Genomic DNA, 21,736 nt, shown 5'->3' with positions numbered 1-21,736 from the left:
TTATGCTTAAAAAAGGAGTGACGTTATGTTTCCTGAGAGATTAAAAGCACTACGGAGAGGTCGTAGCTTGACTTTGAATGAACTGGCCAAACAATTGAATGAGATGGATTTTTCAGTCAGCAACAAACCAAATTCTGGGCCGCAAATTGGCAGCTGGGAACGAGGAATCAATACGCCATCTTATCTGGAGGTTTTAAAACTGGCGTGTTTTTTTAACGTGTCAGTTGATTTTTTAGTTGGTCGAGCTTATCAAGAACTTGATTTGGCAGATATTTTTGCGATGAATACGCAGTTGACATTAGAAGGAAACTTATTATCAGCTAAGGAGCGTCAAGAAGTCTATGGTTTGATCAAAAGCTATCTGCGAGGACGGCATCCAATTAAAACGAAAAAGCAGACAGCTGCTGACAAGAGTGACTTGACTTTGCCGCTTAATTAGCTTAGTTATAGAGAAGGAGATCTTTGTTGGAAATTATTACCAAACTTTATGGACCATTTTTTGATTTAGGAAATTGGTCAACTGTAATTGAATCAAGTGAGGATTGGCTGATCATTTTGTCATTGGCTTTGATCGAATGTTTGCTGTCAGTTGATAATGCGATTGTCTTGGCAGCTCAGACTCAAGTGTTGCCAACTAAAACTCAACAGGAAAAATCTTTGTTTTATGGCCTTTGGGGAGCTTATCTTTTCCGCTTTTTGATTATCGGAATTGGGACTTATTTAATTAATTTCTGGGAAATCAAAATTCTGGGAGCGGGTTATTTAATGTATTTATCGCTTAATCATTTTTATCGGCGCTTTCATCCGCATCAACCATCGTCGGGAAAACAGAAAGCAGGGAAAAAACGTGGCTTATCGCTATTTTGGTCAGTGGTAATATCCATTGAAATGATGGATATTGTTTTTTCAATTGATTCTGTTTTAGCATCGTTGGCAATTTCGAGCAATCCCGTGATTGTACTGATTGGTGGAATGATCGGAATTTTATGTATGCGTGGAGTTGCAGAGGTGATCATCAAGTTAATGAAGGTCATTCCGGAACTCGAAATCATGGCATATGGTTTGATTGCCGTGATTGCTGTTAAGTTGTTTTTATCAATTCCGATGATTGATATTGAGATCCCAGCTGGAATTTTTGCGGCCATTGTTTTTGGAGCAATCATTGTTACGGTGATCATCAATCGTTTACGGCAATAAGCAGAATTGGGGAGTTTTTAAATGTATAAATTAATCGCATGTGATTTAGATGAGACCTTGCTGGCAGATAACAAACAAATCACGCTTGATAATCAGCAGGCCATTAAAGCAGCCGTTGCTCGGGGAGTTCATTTTGTGCCGAACACCGGACGCAGTTTCTTGACGGTGCAGCATAATTTGAAACAATTAGGTTTGCTTCAGCAAAAAAATGAATTTGTGATTTCCTATAATGGCGGGGCAATTGTTGAAAATTATCAAAATCGAGTTTTGCAGACGCAACCAATGCCTTTTGAAGTAGTCAAGCAACTTTTTGAGTTGGGGATCAGTCAGGGCTGTTGTGTGCATGTTTATACACTAGACCGTTTATACATTTGGAACATCAATGCTGCTGAAATTTCATACATTACTGGCAGAGTTAATAATTGGAGTGAGTGTCAGCGGCCAACAATGGATTTTTTGAAATCGGCTGAGCTGATGAAAATAATTTTTTTGCTTCCGGTTGAAGAGCAGCGAAAACAAATGCGTCAGCAAGTGCAAACCAGTTTTGCTTATCCAATGAATATTACTTTTTCATCGGATCGTTATATTGAATTTAATTCAATTACGGCTGATAAAGGTCAAGCGGTACTTGAATTGGGACGAAGACTGGGAATCAAACCGGCAGAGATCATGGCGATTGGTGATAATGGTAATGATCTGCCAATGATCGAACAAGCTGGGCTGGGCGTTTGTGTCGCCAATGGCAAGGAATTCGTTAAACAAGCTGCAGGATATATTACTCAAGTTGACAATAATCATGGAGCTGTAGCGGAAGCAATTGAAAAATTTATTTTGTGAAAATTTAATTTACTTTGCTTTAGAAGTCATGAAATCAAGGCTTGAATCAAGAAGTTCAGCACTGATTTTATGACTTTTATTATTGGGATTTTAAAAATAAGCTAACTTTATCTTTTTAACTTAATTTGGTATAATTTTCATCGGCGTCATTAACGTCCTGGTGGTTCGAAACCATCCCACCATAAAAAAACTAGGGGGAATCAAATTGGATAATTCACATCAAAAATTGGTTGGCTTGATTAAAGCAGCTTTAGTCGCTGCCATTTACGTTGTTTTAACGATTGCTTTAATTATGTTCAGCTACGGTCCGGTGCAATTTCGTTTATCGGAAATGCTAAATAACTTAGCTGTCTTTCATAAACGTTATGTTTGGGCCTTGACTTTGGGTTGTGTGATCGCTAATCTCTGGTCGAGTTTAGGGGCGGTCGATGTCATTTTCGGCTCACTGGAAACTTTCTTAATGACGGGAATTAGTTACTTATTGAGTAAGCTCGTCAAGAAGACCTGGCAAAAATTAGCCATTGCCGTTGTTATTTGTACTTTTTCAATGTGGATCATTGCCTTGGAACTATATGTAATCAGTCAAGCACCTTTTTGGGCAACCTATTTAAGCGTTGCCCTCGGTGAATTAGGTTCAATGATTCTTGGTGCAATTTTAATTGGAATCATCAGCACTAAAGTCGATTTAACCAAGTAAGCAGGTGAAAAAATGACCTTTGAACAAGCACTATCACTTTTAAAACAAGGGAAAAAGCTGGTTCGGCAAAATTGGTCGGGTTCTGAAGAGTATATATTATTAATAGCTCAACCAAAATTTGCTGGTCAGCCAGTTAATCCGTATTTTTTGATCAAAACGGCAGAAGCACCGGCTTGGTCAATGTTTCAACCGACAACTTGTGATCTATTAGCAACTGATTGGATTGAAGTTGATGAACAATGAGTCAATTCTCGGAATTTAAGGACCAAAAAATCGTGATTACCGGTGTCGCTTCTGGGATTGGAGCGGCCCAAGCGCAAGCATTTTTACAGCACCAGGCGATAGTTTGGGGCCTAGACCAAAAATCCAGCACATTGGTTAAAACCTTTCAAAAAACTTATCCGCAGCAGTTTCATTTTTTAAACTGTGATGTTAGTCAAGCGGCTGCAATCAAATCAGCGGCCAAAGAAATTCTTGCTGATGGAGCGGTCAAAATTTTACTGAATACGGCAGGAATCTTGGATGCTTATCGACCAACGCTTAAGACAACAGAACAACTGTGGGATCAGATCTTAGATACGGATTTGAAAAGTGTCTTTCGCTTGACCAATCAATTTTTACCAGCAATGCTTGCTCAAGGGCAAGGAGTGATCATCAATATGGCTTCGATCGCTGGCCTGGTTGCTGGTGGTGGTGGAGCAGCCTATACAGCTGCTAAGCATGCAATTATTGGATATACTAAACAATTAGATTATGATTACGCGGTTGCTGGCATTCGGGCTAACTGTTTAGCTCCCGGAGCAATTCAAACACCAATGAATCAAGCTGATTTTGCAGGGGATCAAGCTATGGCTAAAGCCGTTGCGCGACAAACACCAGCGCAACGCTGGGCTCAGCCAAATGAAGTTGCCGCGGCCACGCTCTTTTTAGCTAGTCGAGCAGCAGACTATATTCATGGAGTCGTTTTGCCGATCGATGGCGGGTGGCTTGAAAAATAAGTGGCCAAATTTTTGAAGTGTAATTTAAATAGTCAAAGACCAGTCTCAGAGTTAATTTTGAGACTGGTCTTTGATTGCTGATTTTAACGACTTGAAGAAAATAAGTTAAATTACCGATCTTTATAACTGGCAATTTCAATTAAATTTTGATCACAATCATGAATATAAATTGCAGTCATTTTGCCTTCGGAACCAACTTGTTCTACTGGGCCAGCAATAATTGGAATGTAGTAGCTCTTAAGGTGATTGCAGACATCTTCAGGCTTGTCGCCGCTAACAATGCAAATTGCAGCACTGCTGCTGGTCGGCTGAGCGGCGGTTAATTTCGGCAACCGATCAGTGGTTTGAAACTCTAGCAATTGGTGACCACAACGAACACAATTTGGTTCGCCCTGAGCGTTAAAATTGATGATCGGCATATCAAAAACCTCATGGTAAAAACGAATGGCCCTAGCAATATCAGTAACTGTTAAAACTAGATGATCAACACGTTTAATTTTCATTAGTTAAAGCTCCTTAATTTAGTGGTGGATTTTTCCAAAAGTTACGGACGAACAGACTGCCAAGTAGCAAGACAATTAATTCTGTAAGTGGCAGACTTAACCAGACTCCTTGCAAGCCAACCAGTTTTCCTGCTAGTAGGATCATTGGTAGCAAAATCAAATAGCCCCGATTTAGCGATAAGAAAAAAGAATATTTTGGCTGATTGATCGCAATCAAGAAAATCATCAAACACAGATTGATCCCGGAAAAAAAAGTGCTGATAAAATAAAGCGGAATTCCAGCTGCGGCATAGGTAATCAAACGAGGCTGGTGACTTTGATCAAATAAAGCAATGATTGGATATTTAAAAATTAAAAGAATTAAATAGCCTAAACAAGCAATCAAAAAGCAAATTATAATCCCTTCTTTCAGGATCGCTTTAATTTGCGGCCAATGTCTTTGACCAAACTCGCGGGCCATTAGCGGCTGAATTCCCATGGCTACTCCATTAAAGAAGGCCAGAAGCACTAACGCAGTATTGGCAATTACTCCATAAGCAGCAATTGCATAATTGCCAGCTAATTTTCCTAAAACCAGATTAAAAACTAAAATACTGACCCCAGTACTCATTTCGGTCAAAAAAGAAGGGAAACCTAATTTAGCTGTTTGCCAAAGATTGGTTAGACGCGGCCAAGTCAAAATCAACTGCAGCTGGCGGCCCGAAAATTTTCGGTGGCGCGTCAAAATCAATAAACTGCTCGTCGGTGAAAATAAAGTGGCCCAGGCAGCACCATTCATTCCCCAGCCAAAGACAAAAATAAACAAGTAATCCAAAATGATCACCAGGCTGGTTTCTGACAGAGTCGCCAGCATTGTTAGCCGAGGATTGCCATCATTGCGGACAAAATTGACTGAAAGATAATTAATGATATAAAAAGTGGTGCTTAATGAAATAATACGCAAATAACTGCTTGCCAATGGTAATGTTTGCTGATTCGCACCTAGAAATAACAATAATGGCCGAGTAGCTAAGTTGCAAAGCAAGGTAAAACTGATTCCTAAAATCACGCCAAAGATCAGCAACTGACCATAAAGACTAGCGACTTTTTGCGGCTGGCGCAGCTTATTCATGGAATAGATCGTTGAACCACCGATCCCAAGCAATAAACCAATTGAGCTAATAAAATTAAATACTGGCAAAACGATATTTAAAGCTGCCAACCCCATAGAACCAGCAGCAGTTGCAATAAACAAAGTATCAATAATTACGTAAAGTGAAATTCCCAGTGAAGCAGCAATATTTCGTAAAATATAGCCAGTGCTTTCACGTAATAATGATGGCTGTTGCAAAAAAATAACCTCCCAATTTGTTGTCAGTCTTTATCCGAGGATCGCCTGTCAACTGCCAACGCTATTTTTTTACAAAACCCGGCGATTTTGTCTTCACATTTCGAAAATCATTATAGCAAAAATCAACTGCTTGAGCTAATTATACTCAACCAGCTGATCAAAAAAGCACCGAGTATTTGAACTCGATGCCTCATGGTTAATCAGTAAAATTACCACTTTCCACATCACGTAAGAATTGCTTTAAATGATCAAAGTAAACTGGTGCATTGTCGATCATATGATGATGACCGCCATTAGGAGTTGTCGCTAAACGAGCATGTGGAATTGTTTGGGCCATTCGGCGAGCAGTTGCTAATGGCATTGTTTCGTGTTCGCCAAAAGTCAATAAAGTTGGCACCTGAATTTTATGAATCTCCTTGCGGCGATCCCAGCCTTTTAACTTGCCGGTAACAACGAATTCATTATCACCTTGGAAATAATTGTAGACATCAGTTGCCACTGTATTAGTCAAGTGTGAAATGGCCGGTGGCTGCTTGCGATCGACGTAGCCGCGATTCAGTTCATCAATTAAGCTTTGATAACGTTGATTATCATAGCTGTTCTTTGCTTCACATTCCTTCATGAAAGCTAGATCGGCTGCTGAGAATTCTTTTTCGCGGATCGCATTGATATTGGTGACATATTCAGCAATATTATCTGTCATACTGGAAATAATGATGCCTTTAAGATGTTCTTGATAACGCAAGGCGTATTCCTGAGTTAAAATTCCACCCCAAGATTGACCAATTAGATAAAATTGATCAAGTCCAAGTTGTTGCCGAACTTCTTCGACTTCACTGATGAAATAGTCCATATTTAAAAACTTATCAATATTTTTCTGCTTAGAAAAATCTGGTTGATCAGAATACCATGATCCCAACTGATCGTACATCGTTACTTGCACCCCAAGCTCTTTTAGCTGGTCAGCAAAATTTTCATAGTATTCATGATTACCTCCTGGTCCGCCATGCAAACAAAGCAATTTGATTTTACCCTGGCCTTCGGTATGAGTCCAGAGATGATAACCATTATTTAAAGTTAAAATTGTAGTTCCTTGTTTCATTTTTCCACCTGATTCCTAGTAAGTTTAACTTAATCATAGCATAGATTTTAATTTGCAAACAAAGATCAAAAGTTACTTACTGGAAGTTCTAATTGACAATCTGCCAATTGCAATGAATATGTTAGATCTTGATTGCCACGAACAGTCATGCCAAAATCAGTTGCATAAACGATCAACCCTAATTGGCGTCCAGCTGGCAAATGATAAAACATTGGTTGCAAATCAATTTGAAGTGAATAGAAAGTATTAGCTTTTAATTCATCAACTTGCCAAGGATGTTGGCGATTTTGTAGATTTAGATGGCCTTTGGTGATCATTTTCCAAGGGCTAGGATTTTTTTCTAATCGAAAATCAACTGGACTGGCAGTTTGCCAATGGTATCCCAGTTGCAATTGATCCATTGACAGCACACTGGGAGCTGAGCGCAGCCGCTTAGCTTGACCGTAATCGACCAGCATTAAACTTAGTAAACCATGATCGCTATTAACCGCGACTTGCAACTTAACGTGTGGCACACCGCGCAATAAAACATCTTGTGGTAACGGCTGACTAGTAAAGATTAGCTTATGTTTTTGCAATGGCGAGGTTGCTTTAGATTCAAGCAAGTCATGTTCCCAGGCAGCTGGCTGCTGCTGGTAGTAAGTGAATTTTTCAGCTGGTAATTGATCATTAAAACTAACGATATGTTGAGTAGACTGGTCAGTAGTTAATTGCGCTGGTTTTAAATAAAACTTAACTGTTTTAGCTGTCTTCCAATTGTCGTAAGCCTGCCATTTTTCAATTTGGGTATTATCCTGAACTAAAACTTGGGGAATGAGCTGCGGTGCCTGATTAGCAATCCCATAAAGTTCATATGATAGCCAAAGATTCATCAGATCAGTAAAGTCTAGCGAACGCAGCTGATTAATGTAGATATGCTGACCTTGATGTAAGATTAACTTCTGGCTGATGGGCAATTTTTGAAGCTTCTCCCAGGATTGATAGGCATTGCGAGGCTTGACATTCCAATCATTTAAACCGTGGACCAAAATAACATCAGCCTTGATTTTCGAAAAGTCTTTCAAGTAATTGCGTTGATCCCAAAAAGCATTGTAATTACCACTAGAACGATCTTGACCAGCTGTTATGGCCGTCAATTTTTGCGCTGCTATTTTTTTGACCCGCAAAAAGTCACCGTAGACCTGCTGACGGCTTTGACATTCCAAGGCCAAAACATCAGCATCTTCACCGGGAAATCCACCAGGAGCGACGACCAAACCACCATCACGGTAATAATCATACCAGCTGGAAATGGCGGCTTCAGCAATTACCGTTTTCAAGCCTTTGACTCCAGTGGTTGCGACCGCAGTAGCCAAAGTCCCTAAATATGATTTACCGGTCATGGCAACTTGACCATTTGACCACCAAGCTTTGATTGCTTGCTGGGAGGAGCGACTGACAAAAGCCACGCGATCTCCATGCAGCCATTCGATGACAGCTTTGGCCGCTTGTGTTTCAGCCGCGGTACCGCAAGTTCGCAAGCCGTCAGAATCTTTAGTTCCAATTCCAGCCGAGTAAACAACGGCAAAACCACGAGCTAAAAAGTAGTCATTTAAACTGTAGCCAAATTCATCACTAAAAGTTTCTTGAGCAGTCGGCGTTATCCCATTGACAGGCCGCTTTTTAGGAGTTGCTGTTGGAACAGTTGGGGGCGTTAAGTCTTCGCTACCCGGCTTTTTGTGAGTCAGTGGGACGTTCATTTTATGCATCAATTTATCAGCAGCTTGATCATTGGTTCCTTGGTTGTATGGACTGGCCGTAAATAAAACTGGCACTTTCAAACCAGTTTGCGTTTCGACTGGCCGGATCAGATCAACTTTGACTAAATCAGCCTGACCATCTTCGTCAGTATCCAAATCGGTTTCGACGTAGACTGTTTCATAAAGCAATTTTGAAGTTGCAAAAATCGGCTGCGCTTTGCCGTTGAAGAAAAGCGGTTGGGTAACGTTTTGCCAGTTAGCAAAATATCCATCACCTGCCAGTTTATCTAACCAAGTTTGGCCTAGTTTAGTTGAAGTAGTTAATAGATCATACCAAGCAGCAATCACATCTTGGGGTGTTTGCAGCACTTCATTGTAGGAGAGATTAGTTTGACGCATCATTTTTAACGGTTGGTCGAGTTCAAAATCAGTTACTGGCAAAAACCCCAATAACTGTAAAGCAACATTATAAAAACTCGTGACAGTGACGGGCTGTTCAGTTTTTAAATAAGTTAATAAATCTTTGTCAGCAGTAGCTGCTAAAGAGGCAAGTTTGGCTTGTTTAGCAGTTGAAGATTTTGCTTGTGGAAAAGCTTTGCTAAGCAATTGCCGCCAAAGTTCAGTGGGATCTTGCAAAGCTAGCAGTTGATCATCTAAAAAAGCAATTTTTTTTAGCTCAGCGATTTTAGCGGGTAATGATAATTTTAACCGAGCAAATTGATTATTGTACATAATAGGCCTCCCAGGAATCCATTTATTAGCATCATTATAACAAAAAAACTGCCGGCTAGTTTTAAACTAAACGGCAGCTAATATTTTGCGTTAATCTTTTTTAGCTAACTGACTGTGGCGAATACCATAGCTAAAGTAAATGATCATCCCAATAATAAACCAAACGATTGAGGCGATCCAAGTTTCAATTGACAATTTAGTCATCATTAAGATGCATAATAAGGCGGAAATAATTGGTAAGATTGGATAAAACGGAACTTTGAAACCATCGTTATTGGGAATATCTTGACGTTTACGTAAAGGAATAATTCCGATTGAGACAAAAGTGAAAGCAATCAAAGTCCCAATATTAACCAAATTAGTTAACTGGTCTAAAGAAACAAAGCCTCCCATCAAACTAATCACGATTGTCACGATCAGCATTGCATTGCTAGGGATGCGGTGCTTGGGACTGACCTCACCAAGAAATTTTGGCAATAGGCCATCGCGGCCAATTGAATAAATTAACCGCGAACTGCTGAAAATCATGGTAACCATCATGGTGAACATACCGGCTAAAGCACCTAGGGAAATAATGCCAGCAGCCCAGTTTTGATTGACGTATTGCAAGGCAAAAGAAACAGGATTAGCAACATTTAATTTCTTGTAAGAAACCATTCCAGTTAAGACGATCGAAACCAAAATGTAAAGAATCGTGCAAATGATCAAAGTTCCCAAAACTCCAATTGGCATATTTTTCTTAGGATTTTTAACTTCAGCAGCGGAGGCTGAAACGGCATCAAAACCTAAGTAAGCAAAGAAAACCAGACTGGCACCGGTGAAAACGCCGTTGATTCCAAATGGCAAGAAGGGATGCCAGTTAGCCGGTTTAATATAAAACATCCCAACTAGCAAGAAAATAATAATAATTGCGATCTTGATCAAAACGATCAAATTATTGATATGAACGGAAGTCTTGACTCCTTGGGATAAAATAAATGAAATCAATAAGACGATTAAAATTGCAACTAAATTAACATAAGTCCCATGAGCCGGATCAAAATAGCCGCTGATAGCTTGAGGAAGCTTGACCCCAAAGCCGGCGATAAATGAGTTAAAATAAGCGGCCCAGCCAGTAGAAACAGCGGCAACAGCCAGCATGTATTCGAGAATCAAGGCCCAACCTAAAAACCAGCCGATAATTTCACCAAAGACTACATTGCCAAATGAATAAGCACTTCCTGCAATTGGCAAAGCTGAAGAAAATTCAGCGTAACACATCGCTGCTGTTGAACAAACAATTGCCGCAATCACAAAGGAAAGGATAATTCCCGGACCACTATGCAAAGCTGCTACAGTTCCTGGAAGAATGAAGATCCCAGTGCCAATTACTGCACCAATTCCCAATGCAATTAGGTCACCAGCCCCCATTGATTTTACTAAACGCCCATCTTTATCCAGATAGCGAGTCAAACTTTCCTTCCTGAAAATCCGCTCTTTAAGACTCAACTAGATCCCCTCTTTAATTAAGAATAAAATGTTATACTTAATGATATTACCCATAATTAAAGTAAAATGTCAAATATATTTTCAAAGTTAAGTTTAGTTAAGAAAACAATTAAAAAACCATCGCCTGGTTGTTAACCTAAGGCGATGGGTTGAATGAAAAACGGTTGATCAAATTAGCTTTGAATTTATTCATGAGCATCCTTTGTTAATTGCTTTAATTGATTTAAGGCTCCTTCGATTGTTGAAGCTTCAACTTTTAACTGTGGATCAGCATTTGCTTGAGCAATAAAAACTTGTTTTTTGGTATCTAAGGCTAAAGAGTACCATTTGTGATTTCTTTTCCAAAAATCCATCTAACTCCCTCCTAAAAAATATTAATAATGGTAGTACAATCTATTTAGAGATCAACCACCACAAGTTTAACTTAGGACTGGGCGAGGATTTTTTCAAATTTTTTGCATAGGAGTTAGAATTTATGAAGAAAATATTGATTCTTTGTGGGCCACCAGGAGTCGGAAAAACAACAATTGCCAATTATTTAGTGCAAGCCGCTGGTTTTAAACGGGTCATTACCCACACAACCAGGAAACCTCGTTTTAATGAGCAGACTGGACGGGACTATTACTTTGAAACCGAGAAATCATTTTTTGCTCAGCAACTCTTGGAATACGTTAAGTACGATCATTATTGGTATGGTTCTTCGCTTGAAGCTTTGAAGCTTGTTTGGAAAGCTGCTGATCAGGCGGTAATTATTCTTGATACCAAAGGAGCGGAAACCTATTTGCAGAAATTTGGTCGCCAAGCAATCTGCTGGTATATCACTAGTTCAGCGCCACAATTAGATCAGCGACTGCTGCAGCGCGGGGTGGATGGCCGCTTGCATTTGCAAAGCCGTGAGGGACAGCGTGACTTAAAACTGCCAGCAGGTTTGCAGGGCAAATGCTGGATATTGAAAAATAACAGGTGGGAAACTACCCGCAGATTGATTGCACAGTTGCTAGTTCAAGCAAACGTACATTCGGACAATTAAATTGGCCTGTGGTATACTTAACTTAATAGTAATTGTTATCTTTTAAAGGGAGTATGAAGGCAGTGGTTGATGTAGCAATCAAGATTTTACAAAAAAATGGTTACCGGATTACTAAGCAACGTCAGAGCTTGTTAAAGTATTTAAGTGGCTTTCGCGATCAATATGTTGATATTACAACAGTTGATGAATATTTACACCAACTGTATCCGGGAATGAGCCATAATACAATTTATCGTAACCTTAAAGAATTTGATGAAATGGGCATTGTGGAACAACGGATTAAAAATGGCAATACTATGGTCAAATACCAGTGTGATTTTGTTCATCAGCATCATCATCATTTTATTTGTCGCCGCTGTGGCCAAGTTCAGGAACTCAAAATGTGTCCAATGGATTTCTTTGCTGAACAATTACCAGGATGTCAAATAGAAGGTCATCATTTTGAACTGTATGGGTTATGTTCTAAATGTGCAAGCTTAGTAAAAAATTCAAAAAAATAACCTTGCATTCTCAAAAAAAATGACTTACGTTATTCAATAACGGAATTTATTAGAAATGGAGCGATTTAGATGGCAAGTTCAACGCCACCATTCATTACGCCTTTTGCTATTATGTCGATTGTTTTGGCTTTAGGTGCGACAAATGTCGTAGTCAATACAGCTACTCATACTTCCGAGGGACAACCAGCTAAAATTTCATCAACTACTAGCAGTAATGTGTCGGGATCATCTAGCTCAGTTAGTTCAATTAAAGATGACAGTAGTAAGTCAAGGTCAAGCGATAAGTCAGAAACTTCTTCTATGAGGGAGCAATCAAGTCAAAAAGCTGGCCAAACATCGGCTGAAAGTTCAGTTCAAGAATCGTCAAGTCAGCAAAATGAAACTGAAAACCAAGATGAACAAAGTAGTTCAACTCCAAGGGAAGAGTCTAGCAGCAGTCAGCCTTCGTCAGCATCCAGCAGTCAGTCGACGGATCAGCAAGAAACAAGTACTTCCAGCTCTTCAAGTGCTAAAACAGCTACTCAAAGCCAATAACTAGGAGGGAAGCAGTGTGTTTAGTTTTATTGGAATGATCAGCAGTTATCTCGGTTATATCAATATGAATGTCCGGTTAAAAAATCAAGTTTATACCGTATTGGGATCAATTGGTGATTTTTATTTATTATATGTAGCTTCACGTTTTTTTTCGAACGGTTTTTGGGTTCGCGGATTATTATTTATTCTGGCTTTTCTTGGATTAGCATATTTAGCATATTTGAATGCTATTTACTATTTTACTAAGAAAAATTCGCGCTTGGATTTTACTCCTTGGATGGAAGCTAAGTTGCACTTACGGCCACGGTCAGAGCCTAAAACGATTAGTCGTCCTCAGCCGGGGTATGTGCAAACCAATGGCCTATTTACGAATGAACAGGTTTTGCCAGCCGAATTAGTCTTTTCAGTTACCGAGCAGGCCGGCTTAAATCAAATTGTTAAGCAATTAGCTGCCCAGAATTATTTGCAGTTAGATTATGGTGGCTTAAGTGATAGTGATATTTTGCGGGCAAAAAAACCGGGTAAGACAGTTGCAATTTTACCTGAGCCAATTGCTTTGCCGTATTTTGAATTACAGCGACGAGCAAAAAAACTGTTTTTAGTTGGTGGCGTCAATCAAATCGAAAAAAAAGAACTTGGTCAAATCAAAACAATTGGTTTAATGCCAGCAGCACAAGCAGCTGAAAAATATCACTTGTTTGTTGCCACTGCTGCAATTTATGGTGGGCCAATTAAATTTGCCGGGCGCTCAAGTGTCATGAAGGAAGAACGACCGTTTCGACTTAAAGTTGAGTTAGCATATCGGACGAAATAAAAATAAAGACTAGCTAATTAAATCGATTGCTTTGATTTAATTAGCTAGTCTTTTTGATTAATGTTTTTGGAAACGAACATATTTTTGAGCTTGAACCGGTGAAACTTCAGCTTGAAGCAAAGTTCCTGTTTCCGTGTAGCTGGTCTTTAAAACATGAGCTTGCTGATTGAGTTCTTCAACGTATTTTCCTGCGGTATAAGGTATTAAATAATCAAGTTTTTGATATCCCTTGAACAATTGCTGCTTTAAAAGCTCAGCCAACATTTTCAACGATCTTGAATCCATTGCAGAGTAAGTAATTTGTTGGCCTTCAGTGACTGGATAAGCAATTTCTAATTTATCAGCTTGGTTATAAGCATAGATCATCGGAATCGCATCGGCTCCAATTTCCTGGAGCGTTTGATTGGTAGCAGCGATCATTTTTTGGTGTTCTGGATGGCTGCAATCGACAACTTGGACTAAAAGATCGGCATCTAAGACAGTTTCCAAGGTAGTTTTAAACGCTTCTAGCAGATCAGCTGGCAGTTGACTGATAAAGCCGACGGTATCGCTGAGTAGCAATGCTTTTTGATCAGGGAAAGTCAGTCTTCTAATAGAGGTGTCTAAGGTTGCGAAGAGCTGATCTTTGACTAAAACTTGGTGGGCAGTTTTTTCACCAAAAAGTTTCACCAAACCATTAAAAGTTGTTGACTTACCAGCGTTAGTATAGCCAACCAAAGCCACCGATGGCAAACCAGAGCGCTTGCGGGCCCGGCTTTGCGTAGTTTGCTCAGTGGCAAGTTCTTGTAATTGATGAGTCAGCTGGGTAATCCTTTTTTGTAAGGTTCTTTTGGTCAACTCATGCTGCGTTTCCCCAGCACCACGGTTTGCACCTTGTCCACCGCCGTTTTGTTGATCAAGCTTATTAAAACCAGAGACCCGTAAGCGTGGCAATTGATATTTTAAGCGTGCAATTTCAACTTGTAATTGCGCACGTTTAGTTTGGGCGCGCCGAGAAAAAATTTCGAGAATCAATTCAGTTCGATCAATAACTGGAACTTTGACTAGAGATTCAATATTTCTTAACTGGGTTGGCGATAACTGAGCGTTGACCAATAAGGCTTCGGCTTGATTAGCTTGAATCGCAGCCGCTAATTCAGCAACTTTACCGCTGCCCAAATAAGTTCCGGCATTCGGGTGATCGGTGGTTTGGGTCAATTGAAGACAAACATCCATTTCCGCAGCTTGGGCTAAATTAGCGAATTCCTGCATTGAGTAATCGAAGTCGGCGGTTTTTAAATTTAAGCCAGTGATGATAATTTTTGTCATAATTTCCTCCTGAATACTTTAATTGTAGCATCTTTTATTAAAAATTGAGGTTTTAAAGCTAGTTTGCTTAAGAAAAACTCCTTTCGATAATAAAAAAATTAACTTTTGAAAGTAAATTAGCGAATCTTAGTAATAAAATTATTTTTGAGCTCAGAAAAATTAAATTCAATTTGAGATTTATGAAAATTAAAATAATTTAAAATTGCTTTGTTCATAGTAATTAAAGAGGTGTGGATTCAAAAGAAATTTGAATAAATGATCTTTTATTAAGAACAATATAAGTTCTTTACTTGAATTTAATCTTTACATCTAGTAAAATCAAAGACATTATAAATAATGTTTCTTTACTGGACAAAAAAGGGGTAGTTGTAAATGAAATTGAACAAATTGGCCAAGCTTGCAGCAGTTGTTGCTTTTTCAGCAGTTGCTTTAGCTGCCTGTGGTTCAAAGTCGAGCAGCACGGCTTCAAAGCAAGTCTTGAACTGGAATGAAAATTCAGAACTGCCGACGATGGATCTTTCGAAGGCAACGGATGTTGTAAGTTTTGATATGTTGAATAACTCAATGGAAGGTATTTATCGGTTAGGCAAGGATAGTAAAATTGAGCCGGGTTTAGCAACTAAAACACAGGTTTCAAATGATGGCATGAAGTATGTCTTCACTTTACGTAAAAATGCTAAGTGGAGTAATGGTGATAAGGTTACTGCTAAAGATTTTGTTTATTCTTGGCAACGGACAGTTAATCCTAAGACAGCTTCCCAATATGCTTATTTGTTTAGCGGGATTAAAAATGCTGATGCAATCATGGCCGGTAAAAAAGCTGTTTCAACTCTGGGAATCAAGGCAGATGGCAATTATAAATTAACCGTTACCTTAGAGAAAAAACTACCATACTTTAAACTGTTGATGGGCTTCCCGGTTTTCTTCCCACAAAATCAAAAGGCTGTTAAACAATATGGCAGCAAATACGGAACAGCTTCGAAGTACATGGTTTATGACGGACCATTCAAGATGACAAAATGGACTGGTTCAAACTTAAGCTGGACTTTGAAGAAAAACAACGATTACTGGGATAAGAAGAATGTTAAGTTATCAGCGATCAATTTCAAAGTCAACAAGAGCAACACAACTGCTTATAATTTGTATCAATCAGGCAAACTTGATGAAACCAACCTTGGTGCTGAACAAGCTAAACAGCTGAAGGGCTCGAAGGATTACGTTGTTCGGCGCGGTGCAACAACTTTCTATCTTGAATTCAATCAGACTAAGAAGGAATTCCAGAATCAAAAGATCCGGCAGGCAATTTCCATGGTCATCAACCGGAAACAATTTGTTAACAAAGTTTTAGGTGATGGTTCAACAGTTGCTAAGGGTTATGTTTCGACTGGCTTGGCTAAACACAATGGCGTTGACTTTGCCACGGCAGCTTATGTTAAATCAGGAACCGAATCTAATATTGCTGAAGCTAAGAAATTATGGGCTGAAGGCTTGAAAGAACTTGGGGTTAAAAACTTGAGCTTTTCAATCTTAAGTGATGATACCGATGCCGGCAATAATACGACTCAGTTCTTACAAAGTGCAATTGAAGAAAACTTAAAGGGTGCCAAAGTTTCTGTTGAAAATGTACCTTTCAAGACTCGGTTATCACGGTCAGAGAATGGTCAATTTGATGTTGTGGTTTCTGGCTGGGGTGCTGATTTCTCTGATCCAATCAGTTTCTTAGACTTATTTACCTCGGATAACTCATATAACAATGGTAAATGGAAGAACACGGAATATGATAAGTTAATCCAAGCTTCGAAGACAACGGATGCTGGCAATGCTAACAAACGTTGGAATGATTTGGTTAAAGCTGAAAAGATCTTGATGAAAGATCAAGGAATTGCGCCAATCTACCAGCAAGCAAATGCAACTTTAGTTAAATCAAAGGTTAAAGGTGTAATTTACAATCCAGCGGGTGTCAACTATAACTTTAAAGATGCCTATATTGCTAAATAAATTGTTTAAATAATGATATAATAATTGGGGGATTAACTGAGTCTGCGGTTATTCCCCCAATTATTAGCTTTAAGCCGCGTTAAAGAAATTATTAAGGTGCATATTAGAGAATGCGAGGGGAAAATATGCGAAAGTATCTTATTAAGCGTGTTTTCTACATGATTTTGACACTCTTTCTGGTAGCAACCATTACCTTTTTCTTAATGAAATTGATGCCAGGGACACCATATTCAAATCAGCAGAAAATGACGCCGCAACAGATTCACATCATGAACGAACAATATGGTTTGAATAAACCAGTTTGGCAACAATACTTGATCTATATTTTGGGGATGTTGCATGGCGACTTAGGAACATCTTTCCAATTTAGCAATCAACCAGTATCCTACTTGATTGCTAGTCGGATCGGACCGTCAGCTCAATTAGGCGCCCAAGCGATGATTTTTGGAGTCTTCTTTGGCATTATCATTGGTTCAATTGCGGCTATTAATCGCAATACGTGGGTTGATACAACTGCCACCATTGTTTCAATTATTGGAAAATCAGTTCCTAACTTTGTGTTGGCAGTTTTGTTGCAATACTACATTGCTTTAAAACTTGGCTGGTTTCCGATTGCTGATTGGGGCAACTTTAGCTATACGGTTTTGCCGACGATTGCCTTGGGTGTTGGACCGTTGGCTGAAACAGCTCGGTTTGTCCGGACAGGGATGGTCGACGTTTTAAACTCGGATTATATTGAACTGGCCCGAGCGAAGGGCATGAGCAAATTTGGAATCGTCTATCATCATGCATTGCGCAATAGCCTGATTCCGTTAGTTACTTTAATTGGACCATATACAGTGGCTTTAATGACTGGTTCAATGGTCATTGAAAACATTTTTTCAATTCCAGGAATTGGTGAACAATTTGTTAAATCAATTTTGGTTAATGACTATCCGACAATCATGGGTGTAACGATGCTCTTTTCAGCGGGATTAGTTGCGGTAATTTTGTTAACAGATATTGTTTATGGGATCATTGACCCACGGATTCGATTAAGCGGAAATGGGGATTAAGCATGGAAGAAAAAATCAAATTAAGCGCAGATAGTTTTCAGCCGTTACCTAAAGCAGAGTCGCTTGATAATGAAAAAATCGCTGCCCCATCATTGACTTTTTTACAAGATGCTTGGCTGCGGCTCAAAAAGAATAAAGGAGCGGTAATTTCTTTATGGATCATTGTGGTAATGGTTGTGATTGCTTTTGGTTCAACACCATTTATTGATCATGATTCACTGGTTAAGTCAGCTCCTAAGTATGCCAATTTGCCAGCAAAAATTCCGGGCATTGATATTAACGGTTTTAATGGCAAGTTAAAAGTTAGTGGTCAATGGGTTGATGAATACAAGCAAAATCATGTTCCAAGTGATAAATACTTCTATTTAGGAACAGATTATTTGGGACGTTCATTAGCTGAACGAATTATTTATGGAACAAAAATTTCTTTGATTGTGGCTTTTGTGGCGACCTTCTTTGATTTGACGATTGGAGTTGCTTATGGCATTATCTCCGGCTGGAAAGGTGGCCGAGTCGATAATGTCATGCAGCGGATTATCGAAATTATTTCTTCAGTTCCTAACTTAGTAATTGTTGTTTTGATGCTGTTGGTTTTGAAACCTGGAATGACGTCAATTATTTGTGCAATTGCGATTTCCAGTTGGACAACGATGGCCCGAATGATTCGCGCCGAAACGCTCTCACTGAAATCACAAGAGTATGTTTTGGCAGCACGAACGTTAGGAGAATCGCCGGTCAAGATTGCGATCAAGCATTTGGTGCCGAATCTCTCGAGTATCATTATTATTCAAACGATGTATACCATCCCAACTGCCATTTTCTTTGAGGCTTTCTTAAGCTTCATTGGAATCGGGATCAGCTCGCCACAGACATCCTTAGGGGTGCTGTTAAACGATGGCCAAAAGAACTTCCAGTTTTTGCCGTATCAAATGTGGTATCCAGCAATTGTCTTGTGTGTCTTGATGATTGCCTTCAACCTGCTAGGTGATGGCTTGCGTGATGCATTTGATCCGAAGACGAGAAGGTAGGTGGCAGCATGGTAGAGAGAATTTTAGACGTTAAAAATTTAAAAATTGACTTTCATACTTATGCCGGAGAAGTCAAAGCAATTCGTGATGTTAGTTTCCATCTAAATAAGGGTGAAACTTTAGCGATTGTTGGTGAGTCTGGGTCAGGTAAGTCAGTAACTACGAAGAGTATTATGGGTTTATTGGCTAATAATGCGCGCGTGATAGGTGGTTCAATCATGTATCATGGTCAAGATTTGCTGCAAAAAACTGAAAAAGAAATGCAAAATATTCGTGGTAAAGATATTGCAATGATTTTTCAAGATCCAATGACTTCATTAGATCCGACAATGAAAATTGGCCAGCAGATTGCTGAACCGCTAATTAAGCATAAGCACATGGATAAAAAGAAAGCCTGGCAGCAGGCATTAGAAATTATGAAACTAGTTGGCATTCAAGATGCTGAACAGCGAATCAATAATTATCCGCACCAGTTTTCCGGCGGGATGCGTCAGCGAATTGTGATTGCAATTGCGTTGGTTTGCTATCCGGAAATTTTAATTGCTGATGAACCGACAACTGCTTTAGATGTGACGATTCAGGCGCAGATTTTAGACTTGATGAAGGAATTGCAGTCCAAAATTGAAACTTCAATTATCTTTATTACCCATGATTTAGGTGTTGTCGCAGGAATGGCGAATCGCGTAGCTGTTATGTATGCTGGGGAAATTATTGAATACGGCACAGTTGATGAGATTTTCTTTGATCCGCAGCATCCTTATACTTGGGGACTATTGAATTCGATGCCGACGCTTTCTAGTACAAAACTGGAGGCTATTCCAGGAACACCGCCGGATCTACTGGATCCACCCAAGGGAGATCCATTTGCAGCTCGTAATCCATACGCAATGAAGATCGATGCAGAAAAAAAGCCACCATTTTTCAAGATAACAGATACCCACTATGCAGCAACTTGGCTGTTGCATCCTGATGCACCTAAGATCACTCCTCCAGCGGAAATTCAGCGGCGGTGGAAGATTTATGCGGGAATGATGAAAGACAAAGCCAAATAAAGACCGAGGAGAATATCCATGACAGAAAATCGTAAAAAGCTTTTAGAAGTTAAGCATCTAAAACAGTATTTTAATGTGGGAAAAGCTAACGAAGTCCGAGCGGTCGATGATGTCAGTTTTGATATTTATGAAGGTGAGACTTTCGGTTTAGTTGGCGAGTCCGGTTCCGGTAAAACAACAACGGGACGCAGTATTATTCATTTGTACCAACCAACTGCTGGGAAAATCATTTTTGACGGTCAGGATATTAGCAAGTTAAAGACACGTAAGGAATTCTTAGCTTTTCGGCGCAAAATGCAGATGATTTTTCAAGATCCCTATGCTTCTTTAAATCCGCGGATGAAGATTAAGGATATTGTTGCGGAAGGGCTTGATATTCATCATTTAGCTAAAAATGATCAAGAACGCAGTCAAATTGTTGAGGATCTTTTGGAAACAGTTGGTTTAAATCGTGATCATTCTAGTCGTTATCCTCACGAATTTTCCGGCGGGCAGAGACAGCGAATTGGCATTGCCCGTGCTCTGGCAGTTCGGCCAAAATTTATCATTGCTGATGAACCAATTTCAGCGTTGGATGTTTCAATTCAAGCGCAAGTAGTTAATTTATTAAAAGAATTGCAAGAAAAGCATGGCTTAACCTATTTGTTTATCGCCCATGATTTATCAATGGTCAAATATATTTCTGATCGTATTGGGGTTATGCATTATGGTAAATTGTTGGAAGTTGGGCCAGCCGATGATGTTTATGAACATCCACTGCATGATTATACTGCCAGCTTAATCTCCGCCGTGCCAGTTCCTGATCCTGAATACGAACGTCAGCGGAAACAAATTGTTTATGATGCTAGTCAGGAAAAAGATCTTCCTGATCAGCCTCGTAAATTACGAGAAATCGTACCTGGCAGATTTGTCCGTTGTTCCGAAGCAGAGATCCCTAAGTATCGTCAGCGGGCTTTGGCAGCTGAAAAGCAGGGAGCTAACAATTATTAATTACCTTTTAAATAAGCTTTATTAGCGCATAACAAAAATACCGACTATATCAATATTAATTGAGTAGTCGGTTTTTTGGGTCTCCGTCAAATCGTATTGGTGGAACCATGAAGTCCTCTGAATAGGGGGCTTCTTTATTTTACAATTAAAAGAATTCTGGCATAAAAATGGTCCATATTTTTGAATCCGTAACAGATCCGTTTAAGTGCTTTAATTTTGCGATTGATGCCTTCGATCGGCCCATTAGGAAACGCTGATTCACAGCTGTTTGAAACATATTTCAAATTTTTCTTCAGGGTTGTAATTGAAGTATCCATTGGAGATTGTTGTTTTTGGTAATTAGTTAGCACTTGTCTGAGCTTTTTTGAATCTTGTTTTTTAATTGCTTCTTGGATTTGGTGAGCTGTTTCATAGGTATATTTAAGCTTTGAATTAGTACTAAGCCCTAAATCAATTAGGTTCTGTTGTGTCATATATTCGTTAAGCCCTCTGAAATATTGCGTTTTTGAACGATTGATTTTTTCAGTATCTTTATGAAACAAACGCCAATTGATTTTTAAAGCTTTGTAAATCCGGCTATGCTTATCGCTTTGTTGCTTTAAAATTGTAACCCTAAGCTGATCGAAAGCCCGATTTACCAATTGAACAATGTGAAAGCGATCAATAATGATTTTAGCATGCGGAAAAAGTCGTCTGATGAAAAGCTGGTAATTGGCATTTAAATCGATGACAACCGATTTGACAGCTAAACGTTCTTCTAAAGAATAGCGATTTTCAAAGTAAGCACAAATGTTTTTAGACAAG

Annotated in this window: 23 protein-coding genes and 1 riboswitch; of the genes, 15 read left to right on the top strand and 8 right to left on the bottom strand. The window is 39.2% G+C overall.

From position 1 onward, the window contains the following. The first annotated feature begins 67 nt into the window (after positions 1 to 67). The 6 genes from ON15_RS09045 to ON15_RS09020 all read left to right on the top strand — a co-directional run bounded on the left by ON15_RS09045 (position 68) and on the right by ON15_RS09020 (position 3,729). Positions 68 to 439, top strand: coding sequence for a helix-turn-helix domain-containing protein (locus ON15_RS09045; RefSeq protein WP_235720449.1), 372 nt, complete (start codon positions 68 to 70; stop codon positions 437 to 439). A gap of 26 nt (positions 440 to 465) precedes the next feature. Next, a complete protein-coding gene (locus tag ON15_RS09040) occupies positions 466 to 1,197 on the top strand; it encodes a TerC family protein (protein WP_010581166.1) in 732 nt (243 codons plus the stop codon). 21 nt (positions 1,198 to 1,218) lie between these two features. Further along, entirely contained in the window at positions 1,219 to 2,034 is an 816-nt protein-coding gene (locus ON15_RS09035) for a Cof-type HAD-IIB family hydrolase (protein ID WP_010581165.1), read from the top strand. 154 nt (positions 2,035 to 2,188) lie between these two features. Beyond that, positions 2,189 to 2,234: riboswitch (PreQ1 riboswitch) on the top strand. Positions 2,235 to 2,239: 5 nt separating this feature from the next. Further along, on the top strand, positions 2,240 to 2,731 hold the full coding sequence (locus ON15_RS09030) for a QueT transporter family protein (protein ID WP_010581164.1): 492 nt from the start codon (positions 2,240 to 2,242) through the stop codon (positions 2,729 to 2,731). A gap of 12 nt (positions 2,732 to 2,743) precedes the next feature. Then, positions 2,744 to 2,974 carry a DUF2829 domain-containing protein gene (locus ON15_RS09025; protein ID WP_010581163.1) on the top strand — a complete coding sequence of 77 codons (231 nt, stop codon included), beginning with the start codon at positions 2,744 to 2,746 and terminating at the stop codon, positions 2,972 to 2,974. Continuing rightward, positions 2,971 to 3,729, top strand: coding sequence for a 3-oxoacyl-ACP reductase (locus ON15_RS09020; protein WP_010581162.1), 759 nt, complete (start codon positions 2,971 to 2,973; stop codon positions 3,727 to 3,729). The genes ON15_RS09025 and ON15_RS09020 overlap by 4 nt, the downstream gene beginning before the upstream one ends. 110 nt (positions 3,730 to 3,839) lie before the next feature. Here ON15_RS09020 and ON15_RS09015 read toward each other — a convergent pair whose 3' ends face one another. From ON15_RS09015 to ON15_RS11810, 6 genes are all read right to left on the bottom strand, one after another. Beyond that, entirely contained in the window at positions 3,840 to 4,232 is a 393-nt protein-coding gene (locus ON15_RS09015) for a VOC family protein (RefSeq protein WP_010581161.1), read from the bottom strand. A gap of 13 nt (positions 4,233 to 4,245) precedes the next feature. Beyond that, on the bottom strand, positions 4,246 to 5,562 hold the full coding sequence (locus tag ON15_RS09010; protein WP_010581160.1) for an MATE family efflux transporter: 1,317 nt from the start codon (positions 5,560 to 5,562) through the stop codon (positions 4,246 to 4,248). Positions 5,563 to 5,758: 196 nt separating this feature from the next. Further along, entirely contained in the window at positions 5,759 to 6,664 is a 906-nt protein-coding gene (locus ON15_RS09005; protein ID WP_010581159.1) for a proline-specific peptidase family protein, read from the bottom strand. A gap of 65 nt (positions 6,665 to 6,729) precedes the next feature. Continuing rightward, positions 6,730 to 9,135, bottom strand: a complete 2,406-nt coding sequence (locus tag ON15_RS09000) for a Xaa-Pro dipeptidyl-peptidase (RefSeq protein ID WP_010581158.1) — start codon at positions 9,133 to 9,135, stop codon at positions 6,730 to 6,732. A gap of 90 nt (positions 9,136 to 9,225) precedes the next feature. Continuing rightward, a complete protein-coding gene (locus ON15_RS08995) occupies positions 9,226 to 10,623 on the bottom strand; it encodes an APC family permease (protein ID WP_010581157.1) in 1,398 nt (465 codons plus the stop codon). A 185-nt stretch (positions 10,624 to 10,808) separates the two neighbouring features. Continuing rightward, positions 10,809 to 10,976: a hypothetical protein gene (locus ON15_RS11810; protein ID WP_010581156.1), complete on the bottom strand. Its 168-nt coding sequence runs from the start codon at positions 10,974 to 10,976 to the stop codon at positions 10,809 to 10,811. 122 nt (positions 10,977 to 11,098) lie between these two features. Between ON15_RS11810 and ON15_RS08990 the strand changes: the two genes are divergently transcribed. From ON15_RS08990 to ON15_RS08975, 4 genes are all read left to right on the top strand, one after another. After that, positions 11,099 to 11,653: a guanylate kinase gene (locus ON15_RS08990; RefSeq protein ID WP_010581155.1), complete on the top strand. Its 555-nt coding sequence runs from the start codon at positions 11,099 to 11,101 to the stop codon at positions 11,651 to 11,653. Between the two features lie 62 nt (positions 11,654 to 11,715). Then, entirely contained in the window at positions 11,716 to 12,153 is a 438-nt protein-coding gene (locus tag ON15_RS08985; protein ID WP_010581154.1) for a Fur family transcriptional regulator, read from the top strand. A 69-nt stretch (positions 12,154 to 12,222) separates the two neighbouring features. After that, the gene (locus ON15_RS08980; protein ID WP_010581153.1) at positions 12,223 to 12,687 is read left to right on the top strand and encodes a hypothetical protein; all 465 of its coding nucleotides are present in this window, start codon (positions 12,223 to 12,225) and stop codon (positions 12,685 to 12,687) included. 16 nt (positions 12,688 to 12,703) lie between these two features. Next, positions 12,704 to 13,501, top strand: coding sequence for a DUF6681 family protein (locus ON15_RS08975; RefSeq protein ID WP_010581152.1), 798 nt, complete (start codon positions 12,704 to 12,706; stop codon positions 13,499 to 13,501). A 57-nt stretch (positions 13,502 to 13,558) separates the two neighbouring features. Here the strand turns inward: ON15_RS08975 and hflX are convergent, their stop codons facing one another. Further along, the gene (gene hflX / locus ON15_RS08970; protein WP_010581151.1) at positions 13,559 to 14,809 is read right to left on the bottom strand and encodes a GTPase HflX; all 1,251 of its coding nucleotides are present in this window, start codon (positions 14,807 to 14,809) and stop codon (positions 13,559 to 13,561) included. Positions 14,810 to 15,181: 372 nt separating this feature from the next. Here hflX and ON15_RS08965 point away from each other — a divergent pair, with 372 nt between their 5' ends. The 5 genes from ON15_RS08965 (at position 15,182) to ON15_RS08945 (ending at position 20,932) form a co-directional block, all read left to right on the top strand. Beyond that, positions 15,182 to 16,807 carry a peptide ABC transporter substrate-binding protein gene (locus tag ON15_RS08965; protein ID WP_010581150.1) on the top strand — a complete coding sequence of 542 codons (1,626 nt, stop codon included), beginning with the start codon at positions 15,182 to 15,184 and terminating at the stop codon, positions 16,805 to 16,807. 125 nt (positions 16,808 to 16,932) lie between these two features. After that, complete coding sequence (opp3b, locus tag ON15_RS08960; protein ID WP_010581149.1) at positions 16,933 to 17,862, top strand: oligopeptide ABC transporter permease; 930 nt, start codon at positions 16,933 to 16,935, stop codon at positions 17,860 to 17,862. Between the two features lie 2 nt (positions 17,863 to 17,864). Continuing rightward, positions 17,865 to 18,890 carry an ABC transporter permease gene (locus ON15_RS08955; protein WP_010581148.1) on the top strand — a complete coding sequence of 342 codons (1,026 nt, stop codon included), beginning with the start codon at positions 17,865 to 17,867 and terminating at the stop codon, positions 18,888 to 18,890. 8 nt (positions 18,891 to 18,898) lie between these two features. Beyond that, positions 18,899 to 19,942, top strand: a complete 1,044-nt coding sequence (locus ON15_RS08950) for an ABC transporter ATP-binding protein (protein ID WP_010581147.1) — start codon at positions 18,899 to 18,901, stop codon at positions 19,940 to 19,942. An 18-nt stretch (positions 19,943 to 19,960) separates the two neighbouring features. Further along, a complete protein-coding gene (locus ON15_RS08945; RefSeq protein ID WP_010581146.1) occupies positions 19,961 to 20,932 on the top strand; it encodes an ABC transporter ATP-binding protein in 972 nt (323 codons plus the stop codon). A 134-nt stretch (positions 20,933 to 21,066) separates the two neighbouring features. Here ON15_RS08945 and ON15_RS08940 read toward each other — a convergent pair. After that, positions 21,067 to 21,736, bottom strand: a 670-nt coding sequence (locus ON15_RS08940) for an ISL3 family transposase (RefSeq protein WP_026049557.1), incomplete at its 5' end; no start/stop codon positions are given.

This window comes from Liquorilactobacillus vini DSM 20605 (genome assembly GCF_000255495.1).
Classification (GTDB): Bacteria; Bacillota; Bacilli; order Lactobacillales; family Lactobacillaceae; genus Liquorilactobacillus; species Liquorilactobacillus vini.
The sequence above is the reverse complement of the archived record's forward strand: the minus strand, read 5'-3'. Positions and strand labels throughout refer to the sequence as shown.